Origin of the sequence: Sphingomonas arabinosi (assembly GCF_036663715.1) — a bacterium.
In the GTDB taxonomy this organism is placed as follows: Bacteria; Pseudomonadota; Alphaproteobacteria; order Sphingomonadales; family Sphingomonadaceae; genus Sphingomonas.
In genome coordinates, this window is sequence record NZ_JAXOJN010000016.1 from 34893 (window position 1) to 56172 (window position 21280).

The following is a 21280-nucleotide window of genomic DNA, read 5'->3' on the forward strand; positions in this document are numbered from 1 at the left end:
ATACCGGGGGTTGCGGCTGCTCAGCAAAGTCAGCCGAGCCGGCTGCCGCGCCCGCTTCATGCTGCTCTGGGGCCTCTACCGCGTCAGTGCCAGTCGAGCAGGCCGGCAAAATGGGTGGCTGCTGTTCGGGACCCAAGGTGCCCGGCGACGCGACCAAGGCAACGGACCCGGTGTGCGGCATGACGGTCGATCCGGCGAAAACGGCGCACCATGCCGAGCACGCCGGCCATGAATATCATTTTTGCAGCGCCGGGTGCCGGACCAAGTTCGTGGCTGATCCGAACGCCTATCTCGGCGATAAGCCAAAAGCTGAGCCAACAGCGACGCCGGGCGCGATGTGGACGTGCCCGATGCACCCGCAAGTCCGCCAAGAGGGGCCGGGCACGTGCCCTATCTGTGGCATGGCGCTCGAGCCCGAAGAACCATCGCTCGACGACACACCCAACCCCGAGCTGGTCGATTTTACACGCCGGCTGTGGGTGGCCGGCGCACTGACGATCCCGCTCCTCGTCGTTTCGATGTTTGCCGAGATGCTCGGCATCAATGTCGTCAGCCCCACGGTCTCGCCGTGGGTCCAGCTCGCGCTAACCGCACCGATCGTGCTGTGGGCGGGCTTGCCGTTTTTCGAGCGAGGGTGGACCTCGATCCGGACCCGCCATCTCAATATGTTCACGCTGATCGCAATCGGGGTCGGCGCGGCCTTCCTCTACAGCGTGGTCGCGACGCTCGCGCCAGGCCTGTTCCCTGCGACGTTCCGGATGCACGGTGGGATGGTTCCGGTCTATTACGAGGCGGCCGGCGTCGTGGTGACGCTGGTGCTGCTCGGGCAAGTGCTCGAGCTGCGCGCCAGGGCGGCAACCGGGCGCGCGATCCGAGCCCTCCTGGATCTCGCTCCCAAGACAGCTCGGCGGCTGCGGACTGACGGCTCCGAGGAAGAGGTCGGTCTTGCCGACGTCGCCGCTGGCGATCGGCTGCGGGTCCGTCCCGGCGAAGCGATTCCGGTCGATGGCGTGGTGGTCGAAGGCCGTTCGTCGGTCGATGAATCCATGCTCACCGGCGAGCCTGCACCGGTCCTCAAGGAAGTTGAGGCGGCCGTCACGGGGGGCACCGTCAACGGCACGGGTAGCCTGATTATGGAAGCCCGCGCCGTCGGCGCGGATACGATGCTGGCGCGGATCGTCCGCATGGTCGCCGAAGCGCAGCGCAGCCGCGCCCCGATTCAGGCGGTCGCCGATCGGGTGTCGGGATGGTTCGTGCCGCTGGTCGTGCTGATCTCGGTGGTGACGTTCGTGGTATGGTCGCTAGTCGGCCCTGAGCCGCGCATGGGCCATGCCCTGCTCAACGCTATCGCCGTGCTGGTCATCGCCTGTCCGTGCGCGCTCGGGCTCGCCACACCCATGTCGATCATGGTCGGCACCGGGCGCGGCGCGACAGCCGGGGTGCTTGTCAAGAATGCGGAAGCCTTACAGGGGCTAGAGAAGGTCGATACGCTCGTCATCGACAAGACGGGCACGCTCACGGAAGGCAAGCCTAAGCTGGTCGCGTTCGAGACGGTCGGCGCAGTCGCGGAAAACGACATGCTCGCGCTTGCCGCGGCCGTCGAAGGGCAATCCGAACACCCGCTCGCTCACGCGATCGTCGTTGCCGCCAAAGAGCGGGCATTGCAGCTCGGCAAGGTAGCGGACTTCGCCTCGCAAACCGGCCTGGGTGTCAGCGCCACGGTCGACGGCCGCTCGGTCGTCATCGGCAATGCCGCGCAAATGAGCCGGATCGGCGCTGATCCCAAGCCGGTCGATGCCGCGGCTGATCGCCATCGTAGCGAAGGCGCGGGTGTCATCCTGGTCTCGATCGATGGGGCGCTCGCTGGCTTGCTGGCGGTCGCCGATCCGGTGCGGGCATCGGCGCGCGACGCCATTGCCGCGCTGCGCAAAGAGGGATTGCGCGTCGTCATGCTCACCGGCGACAATCGTGGGACCGCGGATGCGGTCGCGCGCGCGGTAGGCGGTCTCGATGACGTACGCGCCGATCTGCGGCCGGAAGACAAAGCGCGCATCATAGGCGAGTTGAAGGCAAGCGGCGCCAAGGTCGCGATGGCCGGCGACGGTATCAATGACGCCCCGGCGCTTGCCGCTGCGGACGTGGGTCTGGCGATGGGCACGGGAACAGACGTCGCGATCGAAAGCGCCGGCATGACGCTCACGCGCGGCGATCTGTCGGCGATCGTGCGGGCGCGCAAGCTCGCCCACGCAACGATGCGCAATATCCGCCAGAACCTGTTCTTCTCGTTCCTGTTCAACGGCATCGGCGTGCCGGTCGCGGCGGGGGTGCTTTATCCCGTCGCCGGCATTCTGCTCTCGCCGATGCTAGCCGGTGCGGCGATGGCGCTCTCGTCTTTCACTGTCGTTCTGAACGCGCTGCGGCTCAACGCGGTGAAGTTGTGAACATCGGAACGGCGTCGGACGCCAGCGGCGTCTCTCAGCGCATGATCCGCCACTATGAGAAAATCGGCCTCGTGCCTGCGCCGCCTCGGCGCGGGAGCTACCGGGATTATTCAGAGGCCGATGTTCACCGGCTGCGCTTCATTGCCAATGCGCGCGATCTGGGGTTCCCGATCGAGGAGATCCGCACACTCCTCGGCCTCTGGTCGGATCGCAGCCGTTCGAGCAGCGAAGTAAAGATGCTCGCCCAGGCGCGCGCCGATGAACTTGGGCGTAAGGCGGCTACGCTCGAAGCTATGCGATCGACGCTGCTGGACCTGGTGAACCGCTGCCACGGAGATGATCGACCGGACTGCCCGATCCTTCGCCGTATGGAAGCATAGGGTCGCGCCTACTCGCTGGCGCGACGAGCAACGCCGTCCCGCCACGGGCGTTGCGAAAAGCGAAGCGTGATCCGCAAAGTCGCCACACGACCGCGGATTGTGTCCATCGTGCGACCCAACTCGCGGACAATCTGGCTAATGGTCTGCTTCCCAGCCACACGCCGCCGAAGTTCGGCGTCGTCCTCCTCGTCCAAGGCGCGCCGCGCCGGGTGGTCACCTCAATTTATCCTTATGGTTCTTCCGATCATTTCCGGCTTCTCGTTGAACCGACTCGAGCGGGGCGAACGAATTTACTTTGGATGACATTGTCGAGCCAATGCTCAAGGTAGCCGTGAAGATAACGCGTCGATCAACCGGCATTCGGCGATCGTTGTGGCGTCGCAGCGCCCCCATTTGACGATCTCTTCACGCAGCGTCTGTAGGCCGGCGAGTTTGTGGTCGATCTCTGCGATGTGCAGCACCGCCATCTCGTCAACTGCATCGCACGATCCGCGCGGATCGTCCGCCAGGCGGAGCAGGTCACGCACCTGATCGAGCGTAAAGCCCAAGTCGCGCGAGCGCTTGATGAACGTCAGGCGATCAAGGTGCGACTCATCGTAAAGGCGGTAATTGCCCCCGCTCCGACGCGGTGCAGCGATCAAACCCTCACCCTCGTAAAAGCGGACGGTCTCGACCTTCAGCCCGGTGCGCTTCGCAATATCGCCGATCTTCATGGATGAGCCCTTGACCCTCTAGTGACATGAGGGTGCATATGGGGGGTCCGACACACGAATCGAGTGCATCATGGCGGACGACTGCTGTTCCAGGAAAGGCGACACGATCGCGCAGTTCGGCCGTAAGACCGATCAACGACGCGTGCTGATCGCCGTCATGGTTATCAACTTCGTTATGTTCGTTGCCGAGTTCGGCGGGGGGGTGTTCGCGCGGTCGTCCGCACTGATGGCGGACTCAGTCGACATGCTCGGCGATGCCGTGGTCTATGCACTCAGCCTCTATGCGTTGAGCCGCGGCCCCCGCTGGGAAGCCGGGGCGGCACTGGCCAAGGGCGGCATCATCCTCATGTTTGGCATCGCGGTCGTATTCGAGATCGTCGACAAGGTGGTCAACGGCGTTTCGCCCTCGTCTTCACTAATGCTGGCGTTCGGCGGTGCCGCGCTCGTCGCCAACCTGACCTGCCTCGCGATGCTGTGGCGATTCCGGTCGGAGAACGTGAATATGTCCAGCACGTTCGAGTGCTCGCGCAACGACGTGGCGTCAAACGTCGGCGTACTTATTGCGGCCGGGTTTATCGCCATGACCGGCGCGGCATGGCCCGATATCGCGGTGGGCGGCGTCATCGCGCTCATCTTCCTGCGGTCAGCGTGGCGTGTTCTCGCCGAAGCGATCCCGGCATGGCGAGAGACCCGGCCGGTAGCACCGGAAGTCTTGCGATGACACTCGGACGTATTTCGACTAGACGGCCTGAAATGCTGCGCAGGCTCTGGTCCCTTTTGCTCGTCATGATTGCGTCGTCCCTGGTGATGACGGCGACCGTGCACGCGCGCGAGGTTGCAGGGCCGGTGACTATCGAGTGCAGCGGCACAGTGCATAGCGACGGCGACGCCGATCAATCGCAAGGCGATGCCGACAAGGCGGTGCCGCACCACCATGCCACCTGCCACGGACAGTTACTGAACCTGCCAGCGAGCAACGCGCTGCCGTTGATGGCATGCGCTGACGGTCTGCATCCGTTCCCCGCACCCGCCAGTGCCATCGCGTCGCATCTCGTCGATCCCGCGCTGAGGCCCCCGGCCGCCTGACGACACCCGCTCGCCGGCATCTGCCGGCCCGACGTGTTCTGTCAGGATCGATATTTCATGAAAACAATGCTCGCGGCCATGCTGGCCGCGGCGTCCTGCGCATCGATAGCGCAGGCGCAACAGGAGGCGGCGCCGCAGGCGGCCACCCCGTCTGAAACGCCGACCGCGGCGCAACCGCTCCCCGGCTTCTCGCTCGATCAGGCGGTGTCTGCCGCGGGCGGAGCAGCGCCATCGGGTGCCGCTGCTACTGCATCGGTCGAGGCGGCGCAGGCGGCCCGCACGGTGGCCGGGCTCCGGCCGAACCCCGTCTTCCAAGGGCAGGTCGAGAACGTCGTCGGCTCCGGTCCTTATCGGGGCGTGCGGAGCGCGGAGACGACGGTGGGGGTCGCGATCCCGATCGAGCTTGGCGGCAAGCGCGGTGCCCGCGTTGCTGTTGCCGACGCGCAAATATCACGTGCGCAACTCCAGAGCGCGATCGTCGCGGCCGATATCCGCGTCCAGGTCACACAGCTCTATGTCGAGGCAATCGCGGCCGAACGCCGGCTGGTGACGGCGCGCGACCAGGCACGGATCGCGGCCGAAGTGCTGCGGGGGGCTGCGGTGCGCGTCCAGGCGGGGCGAGCGTCGCCGCTGGAGCAACAGCGCGCCGATGTCGCGCGTATCAATGCCGATGCCAATGTCGAGCGGCTGACCCGGCTCGCCGAGGCGGCACGGACCAATCTCGCGCGGCGGCTCGGCCGTCCGATCGACGGCACGCTCGACGCAGGCTTGCTCGACCGGTTGCCGCCGGCGACCTTCGGCCCTGCAGCACCGCTACAGACTGCCGGCACGCTGGCGCTGGCGGCGGCGGATGCCGATCTTGCCATCGCCGATGCCGGCATCAGGCTCGCGCGCGCCAACCGCGTACCCGACATCAACGTCGGACCGGCGCTCCGACGGCTGGAAGCGACGAACGATACCGCCGCGGTGTTCGCGATCTCGATCCCGATCCCGCTCTTCAACAACGGCCGCGCCGCCATCGCGCAGGCGACGGCGGAGCGGACGCGCGCCGAAGCGGTGCGGCGCGTAACCGCGCTCGACGTCGAGCAGGCGATCACCGACGCGCAAGCCGAAGCCGCCAATGCGGCAACGACCGCGCGCGCTGCGGTCGGGCCGGCGCTGGCAGCAGCAGCAGAGGCCGCGCGGATCGCGCGGATCGGCTACCGCGAGGGCAAGTTCGGCCAGCTGGATCTCCTCGATGCCGAACGCACGCTCGCCGAGACGCGCGTCGCCGCGATCGACGCGCTCGCCAACTATCAGAATGCCCGTGCGCGATTGGAGCGGCTGACCGCGCCTGCGCCGACCACCAACACCGGGGGAACCGACCGATGAAGACCATCCTGACGGGCGGCGTTCTGCCGTTCGGCCTTGCCCTGTTGCTCGCGGCCTGTGGCAGCAGCTCCGAAGGCGGCAACGAGACTGCCGGAAACGAAACCAGCGCAGGTGCCGAAGCCGGCGGTAACGAAGCCGCCCATGCCGATGAGGGTGCGGTAACGCTCTCGGCGGACCAGATCACCGCGGCGGGCGTCCAGATCGGTCGCCCGCTCACGGGCGGTGCGGGGACGATCGAACTGCCGGCGACGATTGAGGGCGACCCGCAGGGGACGCAGGTCGTTTCGGCCGCAATCGGCGGGCGTGTCGTGGCACTCACGCGCAACCTCGGCCAATCGGTCGGGCGCGGGCAGACGATCGCCGTCATCGAAAGCCGCGAGGCCGCACAGCTCAAGGGTGAGGTCGAGGCATCGCGTGCCCGGCTCGCGCTTGCCAACTCCAATCTCAGCCGCGAGCAGCGGCTGTTCGCGCAGCGCGTGTCGCCCGAGCAGGATTTGATCGCCGCGCGCACCGCGGCAATCGAAGCACGTATCGCCTACCGGCAGGCGCAGAGCCAGGTGTCGGCAGCGGGCGGGGGCGGGGGCGGGCTCAACCGGCTCGGCATCGTCGCGCCGATCGGCGGTCAGGTCATCGCCCGACCGGTCGTGCTAGGGCAGACGGTCGCAGCAGACAGCGAACTCTATCGCATCGCCAATCTCAGCCGGGTGTCGCTGGCGCTCAACCTCAGGCCAGAAGATGCCGGCCGGGTGAAGCCAGGTAATATTGTTACCGTGACGGCGCCGGGGCGGCAGGCGAGCGCTCGAATCAGTTTCGTGTCGCCAGCCCTCGATCCGCAGACACGGCAGGTGCCGGTCATCGCGACGCTCGACAATGGTGGCGGTCAGTGGCGCGTCGGCGAGCCCGTCACCGCTGCGGTCCAACTCAGCGGTAGCGGAGGCAGCAATGCGGTCCGCGTGCCGACGACGGCAGTGCAGACGGTCGAAGGCAAATCAGTCGTTTTCGTCCGTACGGCCAAGGGGTTCCAGTCGACCCCGGTCACGCTCGGCGACGCGGCCGGCGATACCGTCATCATCCGCTCGGGCCTGACCGGCCAGGAGCAGATCGCCACCACCGGCAGCTTCACGCTCAAGGCCGAACTCGGCAAGGGCGAAGCGGCGCACGAGGATTGATGTCATGATCGCTCGCATCGTCAATTGGGCGGTTGAGAAGCGCTGGCTCGTCCTGCTCCTCACCGCCATCGTCGCCGTCATCGGCGCCTTTTCGCTCTCCCGGCTACCGATCGACGCGGTGCCGGACATCACCAACAATCAGGTGCAAATCAACGTTCGCGCGCCCGCGCTCTCGCCCGAGCTGGTCGAGAAGCAGGTGTCGTTCCCGATCGAAACCGCGCTCGCCGGCATCCCCGGCCTCGACAATACCCGCTCACTCAGCCGCAACGGCTTCGCGCAGATCACCGCGGTCTTCGACGAATCCACCGACATCTATTTCGCCCGCCAACAGGTCGGCGAACGGTTGCAGGGCGTCGCGGAAAGCCTGCCCGATGGCGTGAACCCAGAGATGGGGCCGATCGCGACCGGGTTGGGCGAGGTCTATATGTGGACTGTCCGGCTGGAACACCGAAAGGACGACAAGCACCGCGCTGGCGAGCCGGGGCAGCAACCTGACGGCAGCTATATCACACCGGAAGGCGAGCGGCTGACTACGCCTGAAGATAAGGCGACCTATCTGCGGACCGCGCAGGACTGGATCGTCACGCCTCTGCTCAAGAACGTACCCGGCGTGGCGGGCATCGATTCGATCGGTGGCTACGCCAAGCAATATCTTGTCGTCCCCGACGTGCAGAAACTGGCGTCGCTCAAGATTACACTGACAGATCTTGGCACCGCGCTTGAAAAGAACAACACCAGCGTCGGAGGGGGGTTCGTCAATCGCAACGGTGAAGGATTGGCGGTCCGGTCGGACGCGCTGGTGCGCAATGCGAACCAATTGGCGCGCACCGTCGTTGCCACCCGTGACGGTATCCCCATTACTCTTGACCAAGTCGCCAACGTCCGCACGGGGCAGGCGATCCGGATGGGCTCGGCGTCGGAGAACGGCACCGAAGTCGTCGTCGGCACCGCGATCATGCGGATCGGCCAGAACAGCCGCAACGTGGCGACCGCGGTCGCCGACCGGTTGAAAACTATCAACGCCTCGCTGCCACCTGATGTGGTGGTGCAGCCGGTGCTGGATCGTACCGCGCTGGTCAATTCGACGATCAAAACGGTCGCCAAGAACCTCTCCGAAGGCGCGCTGCTCGTCATCGTCGTGCTGTTCCTGCTGCTCGGCAACTTCCGTGCGGCGCTAATAGCTGCCGCGGTCATCCCGGTCACGATGATGCTCACCGGGTTCGGTATGCTTCGGCTCGGGGTGTCAGCAAACCTCATGAGTCTGGGTGCGCTCGACTTCGGGCTGATCGTCGACGGCGCGGTCATCATCGTCGAGAATGCCCTGCGGCGTCTTGCCGAAAAACAGCATCACGAAGGCCGGCTGCTAAGCGTCAAGGAGCGGCTGGATGCGGTCGCGACCGCAGCGCGAGAGATGATCCGGCCGTCCGTATATGGGCAGGCGATCATCATCCTCGTGTACGTGCCTTTGCTCACGCTGACCGGCGTGGAAGGCAAGACGTTCGTGCCGATGGCGCTGACCGTCATCATCGCGCTGCTCTTTGCCTTTGTTCTGTCGCTGACCTTCGTACCTGCGGCGATTGCCATCTGGCTGTCGCGGAAGGTCAACGAGGAGGACGGGCGGATCATCTCGTGGCTGAAGAAGCGCTACGAACCGGGTCTGGAAAAGGCGATGAAGCGGCCGTCGATCACCATCGGTGCCGGCGTGGTCAGCCTCGTACTGGCGGCGCTCGCCTTCACGACGCTCGGGCAGGTGTTCCTCCCCCAGCTCGACGAGGGCGACTTATTGATCCAGGCGCTGCGCATTCCGGCGACGTCGGTGCAGCAAAGCCAGGCGATGCAGGTGCCGATCGAACGAATGGTGTCGAAACAGCCCGAGGTGCGGTTCGTCTTCTCGAAGACGGGCACCGCCGAGCTGGCCTCGGACCCGATGCCGCCCAACGCGACCGATATGTTCGTCATCCTGAAGCCGCATGACGAATGGCCCGATCCCAAGCTGGAGAAAGCCGCGCTGGTCGAGCGGCTGGAGACCAAGCTCGCGCAGTTTCCCGGCAACGCCTACGAGATCACGCAGCCGATCCAGATGCGGTTCAACGAGCTGATCGCCGGCGTGCGCGGCGATATCGCGGTCAAGGTGTTCGGCGACGACTTCGCCAGTATGAACCGCACTGCCGAACAGATCGCCGGCGTCCTGCGCAAGACGCAAGGCGCGGCGGACGTGAAGGTCGAACAGACGACGGGGCTCCCGATGCTCGACATTCGGGTGAATCGTGACGCGATGGCGCGGGTCGGCGTCACTGCCCAGGACGTGCAGGACACCATCACCGCCACGCTCGGAGGACGCGAGTCCGGCATGATCTTCGAGGGCGACCGGCGTTTCCCGGTCGTCATCCGTCTGTCCGATGCAGAGCGCGCCAATCTGGGGCTTCTCGAACAGGTGCAGGTGCCTGTAGCCGGCGGTGGTTACGTGCCGCTGTCCAGCGTCGCCGATATCGGCGTCGTCGACGGGCCCAACCAGATCAGCCGCGAGAACGGCAAGCGCCGTGTCGTCGTCCAGGCAAACGTGCGCGGGCGCGATGTCGGCAGCGTGGTGGCGGATGCACAGGCCGCCGTGTCGAGTGGGGTACGCCTGCCGGCGGGCAGTTACCTCGAATGGGGCGGGCAGTTCGAGAATCTGGAGTCAGCCAGCCAGCGGCTCCAGCTCGTGGTGCCGGCTTGCTTCGTGCTGATCTTGTTCCTGCTCTACGGGGCATTGGGATCGGTGCGCGATGCGGCGATCGTGTTTACAGGGGTGCCGTTCGCGCTGGTGGGCGGCGTCCTGTTGCTCTTCCTGCGCGGCATGGACTTCTCGATCTCGGCCGCGGTGGGGTTCATCGCGCTGTCGGGCATCGCGGTCCTCAACGGACTTGTCATGGTCAGTTCGGTGCAGGACCTGATCCGTTCCGGCATGGACCGCGCCGAAGCGGCGCATACGGGTGCCCTTCAGCGATTACGCCCCGTCGTCATGACCGCGCTCGTCGCAAGTCTCGGCTTCGTGCCGATGGCGTTCGCGAGCGGGGCCGGCGCGGAAGTGCAAAAGCCGCTCGCAACCGTCGTCATCGGCGGGCTGATCTCGGCGACCCTGCTGACGCTGTTCGTGCTGCCGACGCTCTACGCCCGCTTCGGGCAGCAGGCGGTCAAGGTCGACGACACGGACGATACCTCACCGCTCCCGCAACCCGCATGATCGTGGGGGAGGGCGGTCGTGCCCTCCCCCACGCCTCAAGAAAGGGGGCTCGCTCATGACGACGATCGACAATGTAACGACACTCTCCGTATCCCCGCTGCGTGTCTGGACGGTCCTCACGGACTTCGCCGGCCACCCGCAGTGGAAGCCGTTCATCCAGCTTTCCGGTGCCGCGGTCTGCGGCGGTGATGCCAACTACACGTTCCGCATCGGCGGACTCGACAAGCCGGTGACGGCCAAGGCGGATATCATCCGCGTCGATAAGCCGCTGGCGTTCGCATGGACGGCGGGCGTCGCCAGGTTCTTGCTGTTCGAGGAATCTTACGCGCTGGAAAGCGATCCCGCTGGAACCCGCCTGCGCCATAGCCTGCGCTTCTCAGGCATCTTGGGTCGTCCGCTCTGGGCACTGATGCGCCGCAGGCTTCAAGCAAGCCTCGTGCAGTCGGACAGGTGCCTCGATCGCCAGCTTCGGCGCCTGTCGGCGGTGCCGGTTTCCAATAGCCGGACTGGACCTGCGCGCACTGGGGCACGGAGGCAGCGATGACGATGCATCATCTTGGCTTGGGTTTTGGCATGGGCATCGTGCTGGTGTTGGCAGGCTGTTCCGAGGAGCCCCGGAAGGGTCCACCGACCGAGCAGGAGATCCACGCTGCGGACACTGCGGTGACCAGCAGGACACCCGGCCGTCACCCCTATCGATGCGACGATAACCAGACGCTTCTGGTCGACTTCAAGGATCAAGGGCTCACAGTCGAGTTACGGCGCGATGCGAATGCACCTTCGGTCGTTCTAACCGCGCCGTTGCAAGGTCTCCAGTATGTCGGCGATGCGGAAAGCGCGACATTCTCGGGCAACCAGATCAAGATCGAGGCACCCGGCAAACGCCCCGTGCTTTGTGAGAAAGCGACAAGCCTATGAGCAATCTTGTATCTAAAACCAGCGGGACGGATCGCCAGCGACGTACGCTCTGGATCGTCCTGATCCTCAATGCCGGGCTTGCACTGGCGTTCGTCGCCACAGGACTGTTCGGTGATTCCAGTGCGCTGATCGCCAATGGCCTCGATAACGGCTCCGATGCCGCGGTATATGGGCTCAGCCTTGTTGCGTTGAGCCGCGGCGCACGCTGGAAGCAAGCTGCGGCCAGGGTGTCCGGCATCATGCTGCTCCTGTTCGCGGTCGCGGTCCTCATCGATGTCGCGCGGCGTTTTACCCAGGGCAGCGATCCGATCGGCCCGACTATGATCGGCATGTCGATTGTCGCTGGCATCATCAATTATCTGTGTCTGCGCCTCCTGCAAAAGCTGGAGAACAAGGACGTCAACCTGCGCGCGGCGACGACCTTCAGCCTCAACGACTTCATCTCGAACGGCGGGATCGTCGTCGCTGGCGTCCTTGTCATGTGGTTGGGCGTGAACTGGCCGGACCTCGTGGTCGGGCTGGCGACAGCCGCAATCCAGTTGTGGGGCGGCATCAAGATCCTGCGTGACGCGAAACAGGACGCGCGCAAAAACAAGGACAATCAGAATGGCTGAGAAGACCAGGCTCGACCTCGCCGTCGTCCTGCCCGACGTCCCGGATGCGGCTGACGCCTGCGTCGCGCGGCTTGTTCAACGGCTGGCGGACCGCGAGGGCGTCAGCGAAGCGCACGTCGTCCCCGCCAGTGGCGAGGCGCCGGCGCAACTGTGCATCCATTACGATCCGGACCAGCTCCCGCTATCCCGTATTCGCGAGGTCGCGACCGGCGCGGGCGCGCAGATAGGTGAGCGCTACGGCCATGCCGTATTCGACATCGGCACGATGCATCAGCGGCGCGCCCGCACCCTTAGCGATCGATTGAAGGCTGTGTCCGGCGTTCTGGAGGCCGAGGTTGCTGCAAGTGGCCGGGTGCGGGTCGAGTTCGACCGGGAACAGACCGACGAATCTACGATCCGCGGCACCGTCGTCGAGCGCGAAGCAGCCGTCCCGCAGGCCGCTAGCGACGATCACGCCGGCCATGACCATGGCCCCGGCGAGCACGATCACGGCAAGGAGGGGCATAACCACAATCATGGCGGCATCCTGGGGCCGAATACCGAGCTGTTCTTCGCATTGGGCTGCGGTGCCGTTCTCGGCATCGGCTTCGCGATCGAGAAGCTGGTCGCCGGGGCGCCATCGTGGCTGCCGCTCGCCTGCTACCTGACCGCCTATGTGCTGGGCGGTTTCTTTACCGTCCGCGAAGCGATCGATAATCTGCGGATGCGCCGGTTCGAGATCGACACACTGATGCTGGTCGCCGCGGCGGGCGCAGCCGCGCTGGGCGCCTGGGCGGAAGGCGCGCTGCTGCTGTTCCTGTTCAGCTTCGGCCACGCGCTCGAACATTATGCGATGGGTCGCGCCAAGCGGGCGATGGAGGCTCTGGCCGAGCTGGCACCGAAAACCGCCCTCGTCCGCCGCGAAGGCAAGATCAGCGAGATATCCGTCGACACGCTGGTGGTCGGCGACATTGTCGTGGTCAAACCAAATGCACGGTTGCCTGCCGACGGATTCCTGACGCTGGGTTCGAGCAGCATCAACCAGGCGCCAGTGACGGGCGAAAGTATCCCGGTCGACAAGACCGCAGTCACCGATACGGACCAGGCGCGGGCCAATCCCGACCGCGTCGACGCCGCCAGTCGCGTGTTCGCCGGCACAATCAACGGCAGCGGCGCGATCGAGATCGAGGTCACGCGCCTATCGACTGACAGCGCGCTCGCCAAAGTCGTGAAGATGGTCAGCGAGGCCGAGACGCAGAAGTCGCCGACGCAGCGTATGACCGATCGGTTCGAACGGGTGTTCGTGCCCGTCGTGCTGGGCCTCGCCGTCCTGCTGCTGTTCGCCTGGGTCGTCGTCGACGAACCCTTCCGCGACAGCTTCTACCGCTCGATGGCGGTCCTCGTCGCCGCTAGCCCGTGCGCGCTGGCGATCGCGACACCAAGCGCAGTCCTGTCGGGTGTCGCCCGCGCCGCGCGCGGGGGTGTGCTGGTGAAGGGCGGTGGGCCGCTGGAGAACCTCGGTTCGTTGACCGCCATCGCCTTCGACAAGACCGGCACGCTAACAGAAGGCCAGCCCAAAATCACCGATGTCGTCGCGATGACGGGCATCGCCGAGGACCGGCTGCTCACGACGGCCGTCGCCGTGGAGGCCCTGAGCGATCACCCTCTCGCCGCGGCGATCGTCAAGGACGGCAGGACACGCCTGAACGACGCCGCGTTGCCACAGGCGAGCGATCTGGAAAGCCTGACCGGCCGCGGCGTCCGCGCGACGCTGGAGGGCGATCCGGTAACGATCGGCAAGGCCGAGATGTTCGGCAAGGACGGCATCGCCGCATTGACCGATGAAACGATGGCCGCAGTCGAACGGCTCCGTGCGGGCGGGCGGACGACGATGGTCGTGCGACGCGGCGAGGTGGATCTGGGGGTCATCGGGCTGATGGACACGCCGCGGACTGCCGCCAAGGCGACACTGGCGACGCTGCGCACCCTCGGCATCACCCGTATGATTATGATCTCGGGCGATAATCAAGCGGTCGCGGATGCGATTGCGCGCGAGGTCGGCATCGACGAAGCGTGGGGCGACCTGATGCCGGAAGACAAGGTCGAGGCGATCAAGAAGCTGCGCGGTGACGGCAAGGTCGCGATGGTCGGCGACGGCGTAAACGACGCACCCGCGATGGCCAATGCGACCGTTGGGATCGCGATGGGCGCGGCGGGGTCAGACGTAGCGCTGGAGACCGCCGATGTAGCGCTGATGGCGGACGATCTGGCCCATCTGCCGTTCGCGGTCGGCCTGTCGCGACAGACCCGATCGATCATCCGGCAGAACGTCTTTGTCAGCTTGGGCGTGGTGGCGATCCTGGTCCCTGCGACGATCTTCGGTCTCGGGATCGGAGCGGCCGTCGCCATGCACGAAGGGTCGACGTTGCTCGTGGTCGTAAACGCGTTGCGTCTGCTCGCCTATCGCGATCGGTTCGCCACGACGCAGACCGCCTGATGCCCAGGAGACCGCATCCATCGCATGCGGTCTCCGCAGGTTAGAAAGGAGTGTTCGTGATGTCCGATCCCACCGTGTCCGGTGTCCTTGCCGTCCGTGCGCAGATCCTTGCGCGCAGTCAGACGCTCAACCGCCTGACGCCACCAGCCACGACACCTGGGGCGGTTTCGACCGTGCCGCGGACCGACGCGCCGGCGACGTTTGGGGACACCCTGAAGGGCATCGTCGGCAAGGTGAACGCGGCACAGGAGGCCGAGGACGTCGCTACCGACCGCTACGAGCGTGGCGAGACCACCGATATCGCCACCGTGGCGCTGATGCAGAACCGCGCTTCGGTGTCCTTCGAGGCGACGCTTCAGGTCAGGAACAAGCTCCTGTCAGCCTACAAGGACATTATGAGCATGCCCCTTGGATGACTCAGTTCCCTGCGCCTGCGCATACGGCCAAGCCGAAGAGCGTGTGGGGTTGGCGGGCGGTCATGGCTTTGATCGTCGTGCTGGCGGGCGCCTGCTCGCCCGTTCGGCAGGATGACGACGCCGATACGCACAACACGTTGTCGGCCGGTTCCGAGATGCAGATGCATGTCTTCACCTGTGAAGATAGAACGTCGATCGTGACCGGTCTGAGTGCCAATACCTTCGTCGTCGACCTCATCGGTGCGACGCGGGAAGATCGTGAGCAACTGACTGTGCCACGCGCGCAGGTCCGGACTGCCGATGGACGGCTTACGGTCATGATCGGCCAAGATCGGCTCCATCTCGAGCGGATCGGCAAGCAAGGCATCAACGAGCATCTGTCGTTCAGGGGAAAATCATGCTGGCGCTGACCTATACGATCATTCCGGTGCTTGCCGTGATCCTAGGCGGCATCTTTGCGATATGGCGTCGGCCCGGCGACGCCTTTGTATCCGCGATGCAGCACCTCGCCGCCGGTGTCGTGTTCGCCGCTGCGGCAACCGAAATCCTGCCCCAAGTGCTGCATGCTGGCTCGCCGCTGGCAACCTTTATCGGCGGCTCAGCGGGGGTCGCGGTCATGCTGGGGCTCAAGGCGTACGAAGCCCGCGCCGCGGGACCGGTCACGCTGATATCGGCGGTCGGGATCGACATCGTCGTCGACGGGCTGGTGCTGGGCCTTGCGTTCGTCGCCGGTGCCAAGGCGGGCGCCCTGCTCACCGTCGCGCTCACGCTGGAGGTGCTGTTCCTAGGTGTAACGCTGACGACGGAACTCGCCGAATCCATTACCTCAAAACTCAAGATCATCCTCACCGTGACGGCGCTCGCGCTGCTGCTGCCGATCGGCGCATTGCTGGCGATCCCTGTCGCTGGCCTGTCACCTCCGGTAGTGGCGGGCTTCCTGTGCTTCGGCCTCATGGCGCTCCTGTTTCTCGTCACCGAAGAGCTGTTGGCCGAAGCACACGAGAAGCCAGACACGCCGCTCATCAGCGCAATGTTCTTCGTCGGCTTCCTCTCGCTCCTCCTCATTGAGGAAATCGCGATGTGACGAGCCTGACCTCAAACGGCGCCGACGTGCGCCGCGATCGATCCAGCAAGGGGAATGAAATGTCGATAATCAAGGCACAATGGCTTATTTTGGGCGTGGCTGCGGCCCTGTCCGCGTGTTCGGCCGAGAAGCCTTCGTACCAATTCACGTCGAATGAATCCGGTCCGACCGATGCGATCCATGGATCGAACGTGCAGCATGCCAAGGACGCGATCCACGGGGCGAACCCTGCGCACGATAAGACAAGCATGGTCATGCCATCGACCGGCGATCCGGACACCGACTTCCTGCGCGGCATGATCCCGCATCACGAAGGTGCAGTGGAGATGGCGCGTGCCGAGATCGCCAACGGCACCGATCCGAAAATTCGGGAAATGGCGGAGGAGGTGATCCGAACGCAACAGGCCGAGATCACGACGATGCGGGCTTGGCTTGCCGAGCGTCGAGCTGCCAGAAAGGGCTCCTGATGATGTCTCGCAGTCATTCCGATGATGCTGCACTACCCCTGTGCCCCATGCCCGCTCGGGCTCAGATGGGGCGGGTGGCGTGACGGAATATCGATGCGATGCGCTCATCATCGGCGGGGGGCCAGCAGGATTGACCGCCGCGATCTACCTCGCACGCTATCATCGGCGCATTATCGTGGTCGATGAGGGAAACAGCCGGGTGAAATGGATACCGCGTTCGCACAACCACGCCGGTTTTCCGGACGGGATTGCAGGTGAAGACCTTTTACACCGGATGCGCGAACAGGCCGAGCGCTACGGTGCTACGATTGTGAACGGCCGCATCGACACGGTGGCGCAAAACGCTGATGACTTCGACGCTTGCGGAGTTGGAATAACCCTGTCCGCGCGATCGATCCTGATCGCAACGGGAGTCGAGAACCGTCGCCCCTCGATCGACGCTGCGACCCATCGCGACGCACTGGAGCGCGGCCTGCTACGCTACTGCCCGATCTGCGACGGTTATGAAGCGACTGGCCAAGCTATCGGCGTCATCGGCGCGGACACTCATGGCGTCGCTGAGGCGCTGTTTCTCCGCACGTTTTCCGATCGAATAACGCTAGTGGCGCACAAGACGCTCGAACTCGACGCTTGCGACCGCGGGGCGCTGGAGGCGGCAGGTATTGCGGTAGCGCCAAGTGCGCTCGACCAAATCGATTTTGCTGAAGAACACGTAACGCTGCGTCTGGCCGATGAGACACAATTGCAGTTTGACACGATCTACCCAGCGCTCGGTTCGGATAGCAATAACGCCCTTGCGCGGCAGCTCGGGGCCAAGCTCAGCGACGAGCGCTGTATTGTGGTCGACACCAAACAGCGCACCAGCGTTTCGGGCGTTTACGCTGCCGGCGACATCGTCATATCGCTGGATCAGATAAGCGTCGCCATGGGCCATGCAGCTATCGCCGCGACAACTTTGCATAATGACCTTCGCAAGCGCGATGGCCATACCCGCTGAACGAAGATCAGCTGAAGGAAGATTATCAGCCTTACCCGCAATGGAATCCCGGGATTTGACCCATAACTATGGCCAGCGTTGGTCGGACGAGACCGACGTCGAACTGCGCAAGCGGATCGACGCACGCCAGAGTGTTGGCCAGATCGCGCGCGACATGGGGCGGACGCAGGATGCGATCCGTGGGCGAGCGGCAACGCTGCGCCTTTCTCTGCCCTCGACTATGCGCCCGTGGCGCGAGGGGGTAAAACGGGGACCGCGAATGCAGCGGCCGGACCCTAGCTCGACTGGCGAGAATTAAATGCCGGGGAGCGGCCCCCCGCCCCCCGGCAACCTTGTTACTTCATGTTCGGCATGGCGTGGCCGACGTGATCGCCGCCCTTGGCCTTGTCCCCATGATCGCAGCAGTCAGCGCCGTCCTTGCAGCCCGCCATGTCGGCGCAGCAGTTCGCCACGCCGCGAAAGCGCCGGTCGAGAGCGTGAGGGCGAAAGTGGCGCTGATGAGCTTGAACTTGGTCATTGGTATTCTCCGGAAAGTAGCAGGTGAAATTGATTGGTTTCACTAAATTTGCGGAGGGGGTGTCGCGGGCGCGCTGGCTCGGCCAAGAAGGGTAGCTTGCTGCCCGAAATATGGGACCACCTCACTGTGGGCGCTGCGATTAGCTGGCGATATGACCATACGACTTGGCAGGTTGAGGGTATAAGCCATGAACGGCGCGCCCGCACTGTCGGCGAAGCGCTGTGCCGAGTGCCGAGTGCCGGGTGTGCTACAGGCTGAAAGGCGGCGCGCCGAGGGAAAACCTCGGCTCGCTGAAGGCGTTTGCGTTCGACAAGACGGGGACGCTGACGGAAGGGCGATCGTGCATCACCGACACGATGGCCGTCGACGGCGCGAGTGCGGAGGATCTGTTGGCACTCGCCGTAGCGGTTGAAGCCTTGAGCGATCATCCGCTGACGCAGACGATCGTCAAGGATGGAGGCGAGCGCCTACGTGGGCGCGACCTTACGAGCGCTACGGATCTTAAGATCCTGACAGGGCGCGGCGTCACCGCAACTGTCGACCGTGAAACGGTTTGGATCGGCAAGGCCGAGATGTTCGCCGTTGAGGGTGTCCCCGCACTACACACCGCTACGACCGAAGCGATCGCCGCCCTTCGCGAGAGCGGACGTACCACAATGGGTGCGCAAGGGTGACCGGGACATCGGCGCGATCGGCCTGATTGATATGCCTCGCGAGGCAGCCAAGGTTGCGCTTAAGAGTCTGCGCGACATGGGTATCACTCGGATAATTATGATTTCGGGCGATCATCAAAAGGTTGCCGATGTCGTCGCCAGGAGGTTGAGCTCGACGAGGCCTGGGGCGATCTGATGCTGGAGGACAAGGTCGCGGCGATCAAGACACTCGCTGGCGAAAACAAGGTGGCGATGGTCGGCGACGGCGTAAACGATCCGCCGGCGATGGCGAGTGCGACAGTCGGCATCGCGATGGGCGCTGCCGGATCAGATGTCACGCTGGAAACCGCCGACGTTGCACTGATGGCCGACGATCTCGCCCATCTTCCGTTCGCCGTCGGCTTGAGCCGCCATACCCGCGGCATCATCCAGCAGAACGTGTTCGTCAGCCTCGGCGTCGTCGCGTTACTCGTGCCCGCGACGATCCTCGGCCTTGGGATCGGCCCGGCCGTCGCGATGCATGAAGGCTCGACGCTGCTGGTCGTGTTTAATGCGCTGCGCCTGCTCGCCTATCGCGATCCCGCTGTACAAGCAGCATGACGCCGATCGCACAATGCATCGCTCGTCGGCGGCAGAGCCGCCGGCGTGACGTGCGCCCTCTATCTTCACCGCTGCGACCGCTAAATCATTGGTGTCGACAAAGATCTTAGCCGCGCTGAATAGAACCCTTTTCCCGCAATCACCCCCGGCTTCCCTGAGAAGAACGGCGGCCGATACATGGGAACGATAGAAGCGTGAATTGGGTTCAGCGGTCGAATGCATACTTTAAATGGGAAGCAACAATGGACGATGGGGACGATCAGAAGATGAGCAGCTCCGCTGCCGGCTCGGGGGGACATTACGGCTATCACGGCCACCACCATCATGGAGGTGGCGCGACGGTTGGTATGAACGACGTGGTAGATCCGGTCTGCGGCGCAACCATCGACCCTCACATGACGAGACACTACGTCGATAGCGAGGATCAGCGGCTCTTTTTCTGCTCATCGGCATGCCAACAAAGGTTTGAAGCAGAGCCAGACCGGTATCGATGAGGGAGAGATGCCGCACGATCAAGGCAGCCCTTCATTAAACATGGCTCCCGATCATATGTCGCCGACGGCGCGAGCGGGACACTAACCCCCTCCGAGCGCGTTAGAACAATCCATAATAAAGGAGAGCGCAAATGCCCGAAGAGAAGCTTGGCTCGCATCACGACCATCCCGGACATACGCCTGGTGATCTCGACCCCCACGGTCACCGCGACACGAGCGGGCAGCAAGAGGTGCCAGGAGAGCACCACGATCACCCGGGCCACGTGCCCGGCGATCTCGACGAACACGGCGACCGGGATACTAGTGGCCAGCGGGACGTGCCAGGCGAGCACCACGATCACCCTGGCCATACTCCGGGCGATGTCGATCCAGACGGCCATCGTGACAAGAGCGATTCTGGCTCGAACTGAAATGCTACCTCGGCGAGGCCCTCCCCGCCGAGGTAGATTGCGACGGCATTTCTTCGGCAGGAGCGACAGCCGCGCGCCGCACCTGAGCGTTCATCTATCGAACGTTTTTGCGAGGATCGCCTCGGTAGCGACAGGTCCCTACTAACTGTTCTAGAGCTATTCGCGAGCGGGCAAGCGATGGTGGAACCGACGCATCTCACGCCCTGGTTCCGCCTGAGACGGGCCCAAGTTCAACAGACTGAACGAGTGTAAGGCGAAAATACACGGCAAAGTCGGTAGCCCTTTATTCGGCTTTTTACCGGAGAAGCTTACCCAACCCGTTCCAACGGCTGCCTGTAAGCGGAGGGGGCAGGCGTGAGACCAGATCGCAGTTCGGCACGCGCCTGTCGCATGATCTGGAAGCCGCCCGACAGACCGAGCACCGCCATCAATGTCGCCACCACAAGATCAGGCCAGGCGCTGTTCAGACCAAAGACGCCGCCTGCAGCCAGCACCACGGCGATATTGCCGATCGCGTCGTTGCGCGAGCAGATCCAAACCGAGCGCATGTTCGCGTCACCGCTGCGAAAGCGGTACAGCATGACTGCGACCAGCAGGTTTGCAATAAGCGCCGCGACCCCAATGATGCCCATGACCTCGGCATGGGGTACAGTGCCGTGGAAGGCGCCCCAGCCCGCCGCGAGCAAGACATAAAGACCGAGCAGGGCAAGCGTCGCTCCCTTCAGCATCGCTGCCCGCGCGCGCCAAGCTATCGCCATCCCGGCGACGCCCAAGCTGATCGCGTAATTGGCGGCGTCACCGAAAAAGTCGAGCGCGTCGGCTTGAAGCGCTTTCGATCCGCCCGTAATCCCAGCGACGATTTCGACCCCAAACATGCCGCCGTTGATGGCGAGCGCGATCCACAAGGCGCGCCGCCACTTTGGGTCGTTCAGGGTGCCCGCCTTGTCGGACGCGCAGCTCGTGCAGGCCATCTTTGCCACCTCGGTAGAATCGATCTAGCAGCCTATATGCACCCTCTAGTCGGTAGAGGGTCAAGGGCTGTGTCTGAGAAACTGACGATCGGTAAGCTGGCTTCGGCGACAGGCACCAAGGTCGAGACGATCCGCTATTACGAACAGATCGGCTTGCTGCCGGTGACGTGCTCCCCAAAGCTCTACCGGTCATAGCTGGAGTCCGGGGTTGGTATGGTGCCCCTCGGGGCGGTGTTGCACAACCCGCCTGGCAGCATCGGCGGGCGTCAGCCCGCCAACA

At 64.5% G+C, this 21280-nt stretch carries 22 protein-coding genes and 2 pseudogenes; 22 read left to right on the top strand and 2 right to left on the bottom strand.

What is annotated here, in order from left to right:
* Positions 1-179: 179 nt before the first annotated feature.
* On the top strand, positions 180-2441 hold the full coding sequence (locus tag U1708_RS18150; RefSeq protein ID WP_234422476.1) for a heavy metal translocating P-type ATPase: 2262 nt from the start codon (positions 180-182) through the stop codon (positions 2439-2441).
* Positions 2438-2821, top strand: coding sequence for a MerR family DNA-binding protein (locus tag U1708_RS18155; RefSeq protein WP_151989797.1), 384 nt, complete (start codon positions 2438-2440; stop codon positions 2819-2821). The genes U1708_RS18150 and U1708_RS18155 overlap by 4 nt, the downstream gene beginning before the upstream one ends.
* Positions 2822-3141: 320 nt before the next feature.
* Here the strand turns inward: U1708_RS18155 and U1708_RS18160 are convergent, their stop codons facing one another.
* On the bottom strand, positions 3142-3534 hold the full coding sequence (locus U1708_RS18160; RefSeq protein WP_151989796.1) for a MerR family transcriptional regulator: 393 nt from the start codon (positions 3532-3534) through the stop codon (positions 3142-3144).
* 70 nt (positions 3535-3604) lie between these two features.
* On the opposite strand from U1708_RS18160, the gene U1708_RS18165 reads away from it, so the two are divergent.
* From U1708_RS18165 to U1708_RS18250, 19 genes and pseudogenes are all read left to right on the top strand, one after another.
* Positions 3605-4255 (top strand): cation efflux transmembrane domain-containing protein, encoded by a 651-nt coding sequence (locus U1708_RS18165; RefSeq protein WP_151989795.1) that lies wholly within the window; start codon positions 3605-3607, stop codon positions 4253-4255.
* Between the two features lie 32 nt (positions 4256-4287).
* The gene (locus tag U1708_RS18170) at positions 4288-4620 is read left to right on the top strand and encodes a hypothetical protein (RefSeq protein WP_151989794.1); all 333 of its coding nucleotides are present in this window, start codon (positions 4288-4290) and stop codon (positions 4618-4620) included.
* A gap of 57 nt (positions 4621-4677) precedes the next feature.
* Positions 4678-5991, top strand: coding sequence for a TolC family protein (locus U1708_RS18175; protein ID WP_151989793.1), 1314 nt, complete (start codon positions 4678-4680; stop codon positions 5989-5991).
* Entirely contained in the window at positions 5988-7160 is a 1173-nt protein-coding gene (locus tag U1708_RS18180; protein WP_151989792.1) for an efflux RND transporter periplasmic adaptor subunit, read from the top strand. The genes U1708_RS18175 and U1708_RS18180 overlap by 4 nt, the downstream gene beginning before the upstream one ends.
* A 4-nt stretch (positions 7161-7164) precedes the next feature.
* Positions 7165-10383 carry an efflux RND transporter permease subunit gene (locus U1708_RS18185; RefSeq protein WP_151989791.1) on the top strand — a complete coding sequence of 1073 codons (3219 nt, stop codon included), beginning with the start codon at positions 7165-7167 and terminating at the stop codon, positions 10381-10383.
* Positions 10384-10438: 55 nt separating this feature from the next.
* Positions 10439-10927, top strand: coding sequence for an SRPBCC domain-containing protein (locus U1708_RS18190; RefSeq protein ID WP_151989790.1), 489 nt, complete (start codon positions 10439-10441; stop codon positions 10925-10927).
* Positions 10924-11301: a hypothetical protein gene (locus U1708_RS18195; RefSeq protein ID WP_254687257.1), complete on the top strand. Its 378-nt coding sequence runs from the start codon at positions 10924-10926 to the stop codon at positions 11299-11301. The genes U1708_RS18190 and U1708_RS18195 overlap by 4 nt, the downstream gene beginning before the upstream one ends.
* Entirely contained in the window at positions 11298-11915 is a 618-nt protein-coding gene (locus tag U1708_RS18200; protein WP_151989788.1) for a cation efflux transmembrane domain-containing protein, read from the top strand. The genes U1708_RS18195 and U1708_RS18200 overlap by 4 nt, the downstream gene beginning before the upstream one ends.
* Positions 11908-14391, top strand: a complete 2484-nt coding sequence (locus tag U1708_RS18205; protein WP_151989787.1) for a heavy metal translocating P-type ATPase — start codon at positions 11908-11910, stop codon at positions 14389-14391. Before U1708_RS18200 ends, U1708_RS18205 begins: the two co-directional genes overlap by 8 nt.
* Before the next feature lie 59 nt (positions 14392-14450).
* Positions 14451-14807 carry a flagellar hook-basal body complex protein FliE gene (gene fliE, locus U1708_RS18210; protein ID WP_151989786.1) on the top strand — a complete coding sequence of 119 codons (357 nt, stop codon included), beginning with the start codon at positions 14451-14453 and terminating at the stop codon, positions 14805-14807.
* 62 nt (positions 14808-14869) lie between these two features.
* Positions 14870-15217 (top strand): hypothetical protein, encoded by a 348-nt coding sequence (locus U1708_RS18215; RefSeq protein ID WP_159513020.1) that lies wholly within the window; start codon positions 14870-14872, stop codon positions 15215-15217.
* Positions 15205-15891 carry a ZIP family metal transporter gene (locus U1708_RS18220; protein ID WP_159513021.1) on the top strand — a complete coding sequence of 229 codons (687 nt, stop codon included), beginning with the start codon at positions 15205-15207 and terminating at the stop codon, positions 15889-15891. Before U1708_RS18215 ends, U1708_RS18220 begins: the two co-directional genes overlap by 13 nt.
* Entirely contained in the window at positions 15888-16358 is a 471-nt protein-coding gene (gene copM / locus U1708_RS18225; protein ID WP_236559362.1) for a CopM family metallochaperone, read from the top strand. The genes U1708_RS18220 and copM overlap by 4 nt, the downstream gene beginning before the upstream one ends.
* Positions 16359-16437: 79 nt before the next feature.
* The gene (locus U1708_RS18230; RefSeq protein ID WP_159513022.1) at positions 16438-17355 is read left to right on the top strand and encodes an NAD(P)/FAD-dependent oxidoreductase; all 918 of its coding nucleotides are present in this window, start codon (positions 16438-16440) and stop codon (positions 17353-17355) included.
* Between the two features lie 55 nt (positions 17356-17410).
* Positions 17411-17653, top strand: coding sequence for a hypothetical protein (locus U1708_RS18235; RefSeq protein ID WP_202096529.1), 243 nt, complete (start codon positions 17411-17413; stop codon positions 17651-17653).
* A gap of 58 nt (positions 17654-17711) precedes the next feature.
* Complete coding sequence (locus U1708_RS18240) at positions 17712-17918, top strand: hypothetical protein (protein ID WP_159513023.1); 207 nt, start codon at positions 17712-17714, stop codon at positions 17916-17918.
* Positions 17919-18126: 208 nt separating this feature from the next.
* Positions 18127-19125, top strand: a pseudogene (locus U1708_RS18245) (HAD-IC family P-type ATPase); the annotation flags it as partial.
* 347 nt (positions 19126-19472) lie between these two features.
* The gene (locus U1708_RS20750) at positions 19473-19619 is read left to right on the top strand and encodes a YHS domain-containing protein (RefSeq protein ID WP_225883583.1); all 147 of its coding nucleotides are present in this window, start codon (positions 19473-19475) and stop codon (positions 19617-19619) included.
* A 131-nt stretch (positions 19620-19750) separates the two neighbouring features.
* Positions 19751-20029 (top strand): hypothetical protein, encoded by a 279-nt coding sequence (locus U1708_RS18250; protein ID WP_151989840.1) that lies wholly within the window; start codon positions 19751-19753, stop codon positions 20027-20029.
* A gap of 308 nt (positions 20030-20337) precedes the next feature.
* Here U1708_RS18250 and U1708_RS18255 read toward each other — a convergent pair whose 3' ends face one another.
* Complete coding sequence (locus U1708_RS18255) at positions 20338-21000, bottom strand: cation efflux transmembrane domain-containing protein (RefSeq protein WP_151989839.1); 663 nt, start codon at positions 20998-21000, stop codon at positions 20338-20340.
* A gap of 36 nt (positions 21001-21036) precedes the next feature.
* On the opposite strand from U1708_RS18255, the pseudogene U1708_RS18260 reads away from it, so the two are divergent.
* Positions 21037-21162: pseudogene (locus tag U1708_RS18260) on the top strand (MerR family DNA-binding transcriptional regulator); the annotation flags it as partial.
* Positions 21163-21280: the final 118 nt, after the last annotated feature.